The organism is Gluconobacter roseus NBRC 3990 (assembly GCF_006538885.1).
Classification (GTDB): domain Bacteria; phylum Pseudomonadota; class Alphaproteobacteria; order Acetobacterales; family Acetobacteraceae; genus Gluconobacter; species Gluconobacter roseus.
This window is the reverse complement of sequence record NZ_BJLY01000002.1, coordinates 161616-173025: the sequence shown is the minus strand read 5'-3', so window position 1 is coordinate 173025 and position 11410 is coordinate 161616. Positions and strand designations below refer to the sequence as shown.

Below are 11410 nucleotides of genomic sequence, written 5' to 3'. Positions count from 1 at the left end.
AACGGAGCACCGCTTCCTGAACCGTAGCCCTCTATCCTTTCGCCACGATCATTTTCTTTCTGACCATCAATCCGACGATCAGCAGAAATGCCAGAAACATGAAGCTGCTGCTGACATTCAGGCTGGCACTGATCGACTTCTTGTAAGCCTCCCTCACCTCCTCATGCATGGCAGGAGAAAGCGCCTGCACCGCCGCCATGCCGTTTTCCAGAAAGGCGGAGACATCGATCTTTTCCGGCAGGGCATAAAGATTGTTGCGCAGGGCCAGTGCCATCACGCCTCCCGACAGCGCAACGCCCAGCGAACCTCCCAGCGAACGGATGAACGCCATCATCGCCGTGGCAATGCCCAGTGCGTTACCCGGCACGGCATTCTGGATGATGACCGTGGCATTGGGCATGCCAATCCCCATTCCGACGCCAAGCCCCCCAAGACAGAGCAGGAACGAGAATGCCGGCGCGCCATGCCGCGCACAAAACGCAATCATGGCCAGCGCCAGAAACTCGATCCCGACGCCAAGCACCAGCAGAAGCTCGTACTTTTGCGTTCTGGACGAGACATAACCGCCTGCAATGGAGCTGATCATCATCGTACCGACCTGTGGAAGCATCATCAGGCCGGATGTGGCAGGCGTTTCTCCCAGCACCAGCTGATAATACAGCGGAAGGAAGATCATCGAGCCCATCATGGCAAATGACATGATGCCCGTCGCCGCCACACAGACGGAAAAATCGGGAATCCGCAGCAGGCCCAGACTGACCAGAGGTTCAGGAGCACGTCGCTCCTGCCAGAGAAACAGCAGGAAAACTGCCGTACTCAGTGCCAGAAGAAGAAAGGTCAGCGGTGACGTCCAGGACAGGGCCGTCCCGATGGAGTTGAACAGAAGCAGGAATCCGGCCGTCGCAACACTGAGCAGCCCCGCCCCCAGATAATCGATACGGGGACGCTTCTCCGCCCCGCCCCCGGGCAGGCTCAGCATGATCAGAGCAAAAGCAAAAAGCCCGACCGGCAGATTGACCAGAAAGACCCAGCGCCATGACAGGGCACTGGTCAGCACACCGCCGAGGAAAGGACCCGTCACGCTGCTGACGGCGAATGCGCCCGTGAAAAGCCCCTGATACTTTCCGCGCTGCTGCGGGGTGACCATGTCACCAATCACCGTCTGCGACAGGGTCATCAGGCCGCCTGCCCCGATACCCTGAAGACCCCGGAACAGGATCAGCTGCCACATGCTCTGGGCCACGCCACATAGAAGCGAGGCAAACAGAAACATCCCGATGCTGAACCCGAGCAGAGGCCGCCGCCCGAACATGTCGGACAGTTTGCCGTAGAGCGGCGTGGCAATAGTTGAGGTCAGCATGAACGCCGTTACCACCCAGGACATATGCGCCAGCCCTCCCAGATCACTGACGACTGTGGGAAGAGCCGTTGAGACGATGCTCTGATCAAGCGCCGCCATGATCATGGTCAGGATAAGGCCCGCAAAAACGCGGATGCGCGTCGAGGACGAGTAGACGGACGCGTTCTCAGTCGAAGCAGATTGCACAGACAAGTTCCATAATCATCAAGACGCCGGTTGCGTTGTTTCCAACGAAAAATAGAGCGTTCCGATGCACGGTCTGTCGTCAGATCGCAACCTGTCTTCTTTATCTTCGCGATACCGCAACACAGCTGCAGGGATTGATGAACCACGCTTCCGTTACGTTAGAACAGGCTTGAGGGAACATCAGAATTACGAAAGCGTTACTGTTGCACGGGCTTTTCCGCCACTTTGTCAGAAGCGTGTCTGTGCATGAACCATCGTCTCCTGAAAACCACATTCTATGGCGCTGCGGCGTCATCCGGGGCTGCGTTGCTGCTCAGTCGGATGCAGACAGGCTCATATGGTCCGGGCGCCAACTGCACGTCCCACTGGCTTCATGGCGATGAAGCTGCTGACGTCAAAAATCTGGATGGACGCCATTCGGGGATCGGGATCGCCACAAATGCAGGAGCGACCCTGTTCTGGGCGCTGATTTACGGTGTATCTCTTGGACGAAAACCCGGCGTTCTGCGGGCCACGCTTATGACGCTTGCTCTGGGACCGGTGGCCTGTCTGATCGACTACAAGGCCACGCCAAAACGGTTCACCCCGGGATGGGAACTTGTCTTTTCGAAAAAGAGCATGGCGCTGATTTACTTTGCCATGGTGCTTGGAATGGCATTTGGCGCATTCTCGACGGCACCCGTGCAGTCCGGCGGTCAGGAGAAACAGTCGTGACCGTGCGCATCCATGATGGGATGGAAGCTGATGCCCGCCGCACTCCGCTTGAAGGCGGCGTTCTGGGCTGGGCAGCCGTTGCCATGCTGGGTGTCTGTCTGATTGCACTGCATGTCCTGCCCAGGACCTGCAGACCCTTTCTGCAGCGCTTTGTGCGGATCTGGACCGCTGGCCTGTTCTGCTTCTTCGCAGGTGTCCATCGCGGTGCAAGCTTTTACAATCCCAAAGGCCCGCAGCTCTCCGATCCTGTCATTTTTCTGATCATGCATTTCTTCGGGCTTGGCGTTGCCATGTCTCCGCCACGGCTTTCCGGGAGGCTGGCGATGGCGGGAACGCTCGCAACACTGGCAGGAGATGTCCATCTTGCCCGACAGGACCGTCTTCCGCGTTTCTTTGTCCGCCTGCGTCCAGCCCAGCTTCTGACAGCCTTCATTCTGATCGCGCTACTCGCCCGTACCACTGAAAAAGAGGATTGATCTTATGAATCAGGATTTCAAAAACGGTGATCGCGTCAGCTGGAAGAGCCACGGCGGCGAGGCGCACGGGCATGTTGTTAAGAAGATCACGAAGCCCATGACGATCAAGGGCAGCAAGATTGCAGCTTCGGAAGACAACCCCGAATTTCTGGTCGCGACCGATAGCGGAAAACGCGCTGCGCATAAGCCATCCGCACTTAAAAAACAGCCGTAACGGCAGACCTGGATTATGACGCGGTGGCCCGGTCAGTGTCTCTGGATAAAGGGCCCCGCTGCCCAATGCGTGCAGGAACCGACTGTTTCCGCGCGCCCCCTCCTGATCATGATGTAAAGCAATCCGTTCCCATGTCCCGCTGACATGAAAATGTCGCAGACAGATTACGTCTCTGATGCTTGCGAGACTGAACCGTCTCGTCTACCAAAGACTAACTGTCCTGACACTGATCAGACGCTCGTAAGGAGACACCGCATGGCTACGAAACGTTATGGGGGACGTCCTGATACCAGGATGTCCGAAGAGCTTGATGCCCTGATCCTCCAGACGGCCGTGCATCTTTTCGGAGAAAAGGGATACGCCGCGACCTCCATGGAGCAGATTGCCGCAGTCGCGCAGGTCGGGAAGCAGACGATCTATCGCCGGCATTCCTCAAAGGAAGTGCTGTTTAAGACTGTCATTACTGAACTCGGGCAGAGCCTTATGGGGGCTGCGGCACCGCCGGAAGAGATGGTGGCGGAAAACCCCCTCCTTGCCCTGCGCAAGACGATGCGGATGCTGCTCGATCTTGTTCTCCAGCCTGAAGTCATCGCCCTGAGCCGTACCTTCATCGCGGAAGGTTGGCGTTTCCCCGATCTCGTGGAACATGCGGGGGCCCATATCTTCGAGCCGCTGGAAAAGCTGACCTTCACGCTGCTGGGGGCGCTCGAAGAGGCCGGACTGCTGAAAGAAATTTTCGGCCGGGAAGAGACGAGCCGAACATTGTCCGCACTACTTCTGAGCTGGCCACACCAGCAGAGGCTCTTTGGCCGCGAAGTGCTGAAAACTGCGGAGGAACGTGACCGGTATCTCGAACACTCGTGGAATGCCGTCATGGGTGGGATCCTTTCGACACCGCCATCTTATGACAGTATGGAACCGGCCCGATGACAGGTCGCACGTGCAGATTACCCCTGATGATGAGCAGCGGTTTTCTGCTCGTTCTGGCCGCCTGTCACAAACACACACCGCCGCCCGATACCCGTCCAGTTCGCTCCATCGTGATTCAGCCGGTCACCAGCACGACAGGGGAGCCCCTCACCGGTCAGGTCGCCCCCCACCGCAGCGTAGCGCTGTCGTTCCGTCTTCCAGGAAAAATCGTGGAGCGGAGCGTCAGTGTCGGCAGTACCGTTCATGCCGGGCAGGTCGTAGCGCGATTGGACGAGGTCTCTGCACGACAGACCCTTCAGGCCGCGACCGCGGATGTCGAAGCTGCGAAAGCCGACCTCGTGCAGATGGAGACGCTCCGTCATCGCGCCACCGCGCTTCTTCCGGTCAAGGCGATCTCGAAAAATGATTATGACGATGTGACCCGCCGTTACCACTCGGCCCAGAGCGCCGTGCAGTCAACCGAGGCGCGGATGGGCATTGCACAGGAAAGTGTGGACCATACCCGGCTGACCGCGGATGCGGACGGGATCGTTACCGACCGGCTGGCGGAAGTCGGAGAAGTTGTTGCCGCAGGCCAACCGGTGCTGCGCGTTGCGGAGAGTGGAGAGCGGGACGTGCAGTTCGACATCCCTGCTTCTCTTCTGCGCTCGAGGAACCTGACAGGAGAAACGCTGTCCGTCTGTCTGGATGCCGATATGACGGTCTGCACCCAGGCACAGCTTTATGAAATTGCGCCCGATGCGGACCCGCTGACACGAACCTATCGCGCCAAAGCGCTCCTGCACGCCCCTCCCCGTGACATGACTCTGGGTTCTGTTGTGATTACCCGTATGGTGCAGCCGGACCGACAGGAAATCCGCCTGCCACCGGCAGCCCTGACGGCACAGGATGGCAAAACCGCAGTCTGGATTGTCGCCCCCGGTTCATCGACCGTCTCTCTCCGGCAGATCGAAATTGCCCGTTATACGGCCACTGACGTGCTTGTCGCGTCAGGTCTGAAGGCTGGAGACCGCGTTGTTACGGCCGGTGTGCAGGCGCTTTATCCAAACCAGAAAGTCACGCTGCTGAATGACGCCGATGTCCGACCGTAAGCCTTCGACGCCTGGCGGTCTGAACCTGTCCAGCTGGTCGATCAACCATTGTGCTCTCGTCCTGTTCTTCATGATCCTGATCGGAGTGGCGGGTTTCCGGTCCTATTTCGATCTGGGACGGAACGAAGATCCACCGTTCACGGTCAAAACCATGGTCGTGCAGGCCATGCTTCCCGGTGCATCCGTCGAGGAAACGACGCATCTCCTGACGGACCGCATCGAGAAGAAACTGCAGGAAACACCGTATTTCGACTACGTCAAAAGCTATACGGTCGCAGGAAAGACCACGATCCTTCTCAACCTGCTGTCGGGAACACCCAAGGCCAAGGTTCCGGACATCTGGTATCAGGTCCGCAAGAAGGTGGGAGACCTCAAGGTTTCCCTGCCATCCACAACCGTGGGGCCGTTTTTCGATGACGAGTTCGGCGATACCTACGGCATCATCTATGCCTTCACTGCGCAGGGATTTTCGCATCGTGACCTGAGAGATTATGTCGAGACGGTCCGGGACGAGCTTCTGCACGTGCCGGATGTCGCCAAGATCGACACGCTCGGCGCTCAGGACGAGAAAATCTACGTTGATTTCTCCAGCCACCAACTGGCACGTCTGGGGATCAACAGCGCGATGATCGCCTCGTCGCTTCTGGCCCAGAACGCCCTGATGCCGTCAGGCACGCTCGATACCGGAACCGAACAGATCCGCATACAGCCTACCGGGCGGTTCAATTCGGTCGAGGACATCAGGAATGTCACGGTCTATGCGGGAAACCGCAAGATCCGTTTGGGCGATATCGCCACAATCACCCGGTCCTATTCCGATCCGCCGCAGACGATGTTTCGTGTGAACGGTCAGGACGCCATCGGTCTGGCGATTTCCATGAGCGCGGGTGGCAACGTGCTTGCGATGGAAAAGAACATTTCCGCGACCATGGCCGAACTGCATGCGCGGATGCCCGTGGGCATTGAAGCGCATCTTGTCGCCAATCAGCCCAAGGTTGTGAAAGACGCGGTCGGGGACTTTACGGAAGCCCTGTTCGAAGCCATTGCCATCGTTCTGGGCATCAGCTTCCTCAGCCTTGGCGGGCGTGCTGGCACCGTCGTGGCCTTCTGCATTCCGTTTGTTCTGGCCGTCGTCTTCACCTGCATGAAGATCTTCGGGATCGACCTTCAGCGCGTCTCTCTAGGCGCGCTCATCATTGCGCTTGGCCTGCTGGTCGATGATGCCATGATCACGGTTGAAAGCATGGTCAGCAAGCTGGAGGAAGGCTGGACCCTCGCCCGTGCTGCGACCTTCGCCTACACATCCACAGCCTTTCCCATGCTGACGGGCACGCTGGTGACGATTGCGGGCTTCGTCCCGGTCGGTTTCGCACGCAGCGTTGCCGGTGAATATACGTTTTCCCTGTTCGCTGTTGTTGGGCTTGCACTGATCGTCTCGTGGTTCGTGGCTGTTCTTGTCGCCCCTTTGATCGGGGTAACAATCCTGCACGAACATCCCGAAGCAACGGCAGGGACAGCAGAGCCCCGCCCCCCGGGACGCATTCTGACCACATTCCGGCGCTTTCTGCTGCGGTCAATGCGCCACCCGCGTGTGACGGTCTTCGTCAGCCTCGGCGCACTGGTCGTCTCCCTCCTGCTTCTGCCGCTTGTCCCGAAACAGTTCTTCCCGGCTTCGGACCGGCCCGAACTGCTGGTGAACCTGTCTTTGCGGCAGGGAGCGTCCATCAAGGCAACCGCAGATGTCTCGCGTCAGCTTGACGCTCTGCTCCGCAATGATCCGGACATCGATCACTGGAGCTCCTATGTCGGGCGCGGTGCCATCCGGTTCTACCTGTCTCTGGACGAACAGCTTCCGAACGACTTCTTTACCCAGACCGTGATCGTCGCAAAGAACGCGGCTGCCCGTGAACGCATCCGTCATCGGCTGGATGAAACTCTGAGCCGCCAGTTCCCGGAGATCGTGCATGGACTGTTCCCACTGGAACTCGGGCCGCCTGTGGGCTGGCCTGTGCAGTATCGTGTCAGCGGCCGCGATCCGGACAGGGTCCGGGATTACGCACAGCAGGTCGCCCGGATCATGGATGAAAGCCACAACCTGCGTCTGATCAATTTCGACTGGGGCGACCCGGCCCGGAAACTGCGGATCGATGTCCGTCAGGAAGATGCACGACGTCTGGGACTGTCCTCCTCTGCCATTGCTCTGGCCATCAATGCAACGGTCACGGGCATGACGGCCACACAGGTGCGGGACAACATCTATCTTGTCGATGTCGTGCTGCGAGCCAATCGGGATGAAAGGCTGTCGATCGAACAGCTTCGCAATCTCGATATCCGCCTGCCCAACGACCTGACCGTCCCTCTCTCGTCGGTTGCAACAGTCGCCTATGTGGAAGACTATCCGCTGATCTGGCGCCGTGACCGGCTGCCCACCATGACCGTTCAGGCCCAGCTCCAGAACGGTATGCAGCCGGATGCAGCGGTCTCGGCACTGGCCTCGAAAATGGCTGTGTTCCGTGCGCAGCTTCCGCCCGGCTATCATCTGGCTGTCGGTGGAACCGTTGAAGAGAGTGCCAGATCACAGGGATCTGTGGTGGCTGTCATGCCAGTCATGGTCCTGATCATGATGGCCGTACTGATGATCCAGCTGCAAAGCTTCAAAAGGCTTGCTCTCGTCCTGAGTGTTGCACCATTTGGCCTGATCGGTGTCGTGGCGTCCCTCCTGCTCACGCAGCATCCCATGGGCTTCATCGCCATGCTGGGGCTGGTTGCGCTGATTGGCATGATTATCCGCAACTCCGTCATCCTCGTTCATCAGATCGAGATCGAGCAGCAGAACGGAAAGTCGGAATGGGACGCTGTGGTCGATGCCGCGATGATCCGTTTCAGGCCGATCATGCTGACGGCCGTTGCGGCCATCCTTGGCATGCTCCCGATTGCCTCAAGCGTGTTCTGGGGTCCGATGGCCGACGTCATCATGGGCGGTCTGGCTGTTGCCACTGTCCTGACCCTGATCTTCCTGCCCTCGCTTTATGTGATGTGGTTCCATGTCCGCGATCCGGACTCTGTTCCGGCCAAAGGGGCTGCATGATGCGTCAATGGCTTCTTCTTGTCCCCCTGTTGGTCGGTGGCTGCTCCTGGCTGGCCCCGGACTATAAACGTCCGGCCGTTGCCCTGCCCGCGACATGGGGTAAAACGACGTCCGTCGCACGCGACGACCGGACCTGGTGGCTCAGCTACGGCGACCCGGTTCTGGATCAGCTGATCCAGAACGCCCTGCATGACAGTGACGAGATCGCCCTTGCGGGGAACCGGCTGATGCAGGCCCGGGCGCAGTATGGATATGCGTTCGCCAACCAGCTCCCCATGCTGTCAATCGCAGGCGCCGATGCCTACGGACAGTTTGCAAATGGCCGTGTCAGTGCGCTGAACCAGAGCCTTCATTTTCCCAACAAGATGAGCAATCTGGGCTTCGTCGGCGGGATGCTGACATACGAGCTGGACCTGTGGGGCAAGAATGCAAGCCTCAGCAATGCGGCAAAGGCAGGCGTTCACGCAGGTGTCTATGCCATGGATGCAGCACGGCTTTCCGTGGTCGCAGGTGTTGCAAAACTCTACTTCAGCCTGCGTGCGCTGGATGAAGATGTGGCACTCCTGAAAGAAACGATCCAGACGCAGGACGATCTACTGGCCTTGGTCCAGCGCCAGTATGATGTGGGGGCAACGGATGCGCTGACCCTTGAGGGTGTCAGGGAAAGGCGCGATGCCGTCCATGAACTCCTGCCGGATATGGAAGACCAGCGGGACCGGGCGGAGAGCGCTCTGGCGGTCCTGATCGGAGAGTCTCCGCAGGATATTGTGCAGAGCAAGGTCCCGCGAGGTCGCGATATCGGGGACATGACCGTTCCGGAACCGGCGCCGTCTCTCCTGCCCTCCGAACTTCTCGAGCGCCGGCCGGATATCGCGATGCACGAACAGATGTTGATCGCGAGCAATTTCAATATTGGCTTCGCACGTGCTGCATATTTTCCGTCCATTTCTCTCGCCTCGCTGGCCGGGGTGAATAATGTCGATATCGACAATCTGTACCGGGCCACCGGTCGCGCCTGGACGCTTGGTGCGGCCATGGCAGCGCCGGTTCTGGATTTCGGACGCACGGAAAGCGGCGTCCGGCTGGCAAAAGCCGGAAAAAACGAACAAGTGATCCTGTATCAGCAATCCATCCGCTCGGCCTTTAAGGAAGTCCGCGATGCGCTTCTTGCGCAGAAAACCGCTTTGGAGCGTGAAGAAGATGCGACCGGCCGCGAGACAGCAGATCAGAAGCGGCTCCATCTGACAACGCTGCGTATGGATCAGGGATATGCGAGCCAGGTCGATGTGCTGACCGCCCAGGCCGTATTCCAGCAGTCTCGGCTTGCACATGTTTCAGCCCGGCTTCAGCGGCTGGATGCCTCGGTCGATCTTTACAAGGCGACCGGAGGGGGATTTCATACGCCCATGGCAAAAACAGCCGTCTCCCAATGAAGAAGGTCCTACTCTCTCTGTCGGCGCTCCTGTGCCTTGAAGGATGTGCCGCCCCCATTTCCGTCCGGCAGCTCTCGCTGACAGCGGCTTATCAGGACCGTAACGAAAGCGCTCTGGCGGGAAACCGTCTTACCAACCTGACACGTACAGTTCTGCAACGCGGAAACCTGCTTCCCCTATGGCAGGCCCATCCGGCCCAGGCGCTTCTCGAACTGCAGCACCGGACCCGCAGGCATTTCTATACCAGTACGCTGGAGGATCAGCTCTTCGCGCTGGCAGAACTGAATTATTTTCAGGGACGGCGCCATCGGGACCGGGGCGCCTTCATGGCCGCAGCCCTCTATGCCTACGCCTACATCAATCCCGATGGTACGGCGGACGCACGGCCCAGCCCCTATGACATCCATCTGAGACAGGCCTGCGACCTGTACATGTTCGGGCTGACAGAGGCCCTTGGAACACCGGTCAATCTCGTCTCACAGCAATGGCGCCTGTCCTCCGGTCCGGTCGATATCTCCATCGATCCGGCGCAACTGCGCTGGCATGGTCATGATGTCACCGACATCCGCCCCGTCTCCCGTTTGGCTGTCAGTGGTTTTGAAAACATCTATCGGCAGAAGGGACTGGGCGAACCGGTTGGCGCCCTTCCCCATCTGACGAAGCAGGAAAACCAGTCCTTCCAGATCGCCAATTCCCTGCGCGTGCCGATGAACCTGATGCTGGTCATGAGCACGCCCCGCCAGCAGATCCTGTCGGATCATATCTCTGCCAGCTTTCAGCTTACGCCGATTGACGAGACTATTGTCGGAGAGCACGCGCCGCTCCAGTTCGACCAGACGACAGCCCGCGCTGAAAGCCTGAATGATGCGATGGACTGGTCTGTCGAATACCGCGGCTTTCTGGACGGCCGCCTGTTCAATCAGGGGGACCGTCTCCAGCTTCTGACCATCGAGCCCCATCAGGCCGGTCATCGGCCGGTCGTGCTGGTGCATGGCACGGCTTCAAGCGCAGCACGCTGGGCAAACATGGTCAATGACCTGATGGAAGATCCAGTCATCAGGAACCATTACGAATTCTGGTTTTTTTCCTACGCGACCGGCAATCCCATCCCCTATTCCGCATTGCAGCTCCGTCAGGCTCTTGAAAAGGCGGTAGCGCAGCTTGGTGGCGCAAAGGCAGATCCGGCTCTTGGGAAAATTACCCTGATCGGTCACAGTCAGGGTGGCCTTCTGGCCAAGATGCTGGTCGTGAATACAGGAGACAGGCTCTGGAACGGCATGGTCTCGGTGCCGCTTGATCGCCTGAAACTGCGTCCTGCTGACGAGACGCTCCTGCGCGATGCTCTCTTCCCTAAACCGCTTCCTGAAGCCCGGAGCGTGGTCTTCATTTCCACGCCCCAGCACGGAAGTTATGTCGCCGGACTGTCTGTCGCACAACTCGTGGGGCGGCTCGTCACATTCCCGGTGTCGGTTCAGGAAGTCGTCCGGGCCGTCTTTGCCAGCTCTCCGGAGACCCGTAAGCTGAACATGCGGCCATGGCGCGTTGGCAGTGTCTATGGCATGTCGCCGCGCAGTTCGTTCATCCGATCCCTCGCCGCCATTCCCGTCGCACCAGGTATCGACAGCCATTCGATCATTCCGGTCCTGGGCAACGGCCCTCTGAAAACGGCTGACGACGGAGTGGTCACATATGAGAGTGCGCATGTTCCGGACGTGCAGTCCGAACTCGTGGTTCGCCATTCTGGCCATTCGACGCAGTCCAATCCGGTTACGACGGCCGAAGTTCGGCGCATCCTGATTGAACAGCTTGAAAAAGATGGAACCGTCCCACCGGACACGGATACATGCGGAAAAGGAACAGTCACCTCTCTGGGAGGCAGTTACACGCCGTTGCCTAAGGGTGAACCTCAATGAGCGTG

Annotated in this window: 9 protein-coding genes; 8 read left to right on the top strand and 1 reads right to left on the bottom strand. The window is 58.9% G+C overall.

Annotated elements, in window-relative coordinates; translation table 11 throughout:
• Window positions 1-31: 31 nt before the first annotated feature.
• Window positions 32-1546: an MDR family MFS transporter gene (locus tag GRO01_RS04695; protein ID WP_062508847.1), complete on the bottom strand. Its 1515-nt coding sequence runs from the start codon at window positions 1544-1546 to the stop codon at window positions 32-34.
• Between the two features lie 246 nt (window positions 1547-1792).
• Between GRO01_RS04695 and GRO01_RS04690 the strand changes: the two genes are divergently transcribed.
• From GRO01_RS04690 to GRO01_RS04655, 8 genes are all read left to right on the top strand, one after another.
• Window positions 1793-2260, top strand: coding sequence for a hypothetical protein (locus GRO01_RS04690; protein ID WP_174787407.1), 468 nt, complete (start codon window positions 1793-1795; stop codon window positions 2258-2260).
• A complete protein-coding gene (locus tag GRO01_RS04685; protein ID WP_062508849.1) occupies window positions 2257-2736 on the top strand; it encodes a hypothetical protein in 480 nt (159 codons plus the stop codon). Before GRO01_RS04690 ends, GRO01_RS04685 begins: the two co-directional genes overlap by 4 nt.
• A 4-nt stretch (window positions 2737-2740) precedes the next feature.
• The gene (locus GRO01_RS04680) at window positions 2741-2950 is read left to right on the top strand and encodes a hypervirulence associated TUDOR domain-containing protein (protein ID WP_062508851.1); all 210 of its coding nucleotides are present in this window, start codon (window positions 2741-2743) and stop codon (window positions 2948-2950) included.
• Window positions 2951-3205: 255 nt separating this feature from the next.
• Window positions 3206-3880 (top strand): TetR/AcrR family transcriptional regulator, encoded by a 675-nt coding sequence (locus GRO01_RS04675; RefSeq protein ID WP_062508853.1) that lies wholly within the window; start codon window positions 3206-3208, stop codon window positions 3878-3880.
• Window positions 3877-4971 carry an efflux RND transporter periplasmic adaptor subunit gene (locus GRO01_RS04670; protein ID WP_231490227.1) on the top strand — a complete coding sequence of 365 codons (1095 nt, stop codon included), beginning with the start codon at window positions 3877-3879 and terminating at the stop codon, window positions 4969-4971. The genes GRO01_RS04675 and GRO01_RS04670 overlap by 4 nt, the downstream gene beginning before the upstream one ends.
• A complete protein-coding gene (locus GRO01_RS04665) occupies window positions 4949-8059 on the top strand; it encodes an efflux RND transporter permease subunit (RefSeq protein WP_062508855.1) in 3111 nt (1036 codons plus the stop codon). Before GRO01_RS04670 ends, GRO01_RS04665 begins: the two co-directional genes overlap by 23 nt.
• On the top strand, window positions 8056-9492 hold the full coding sequence (locus GRO01_RS04660; RefSeq protein ID WP_062508857.1) for an efflux transporter outer membrane subunit: 1437 nt from the start codon (window positions 8056-8058) through the stop codon (window positions 9490-9492). The genes GRO01_RS04665 and GRO01_RS04660 overlap by 4 nt, the downstream gene beginning before the upstream one ends.
• On the top strand, window positions 9489-11405 hold the full coding sequence (locus tag GRO01_RS04655; protein ID WP_062508859.1) for a lipase family alpha/beta hydrolase: 1917 nt from the start codon (window positions 9489-9491) through the stop codon (window positions 11403-11405). The genes GRO01_RS04660 and GRO01_RS04655 overlap by 4 nt, the downstream gene beginning before the upstream one ends.
• Window positions 11406-11410 lie beyond the last annotated feature (5 nt).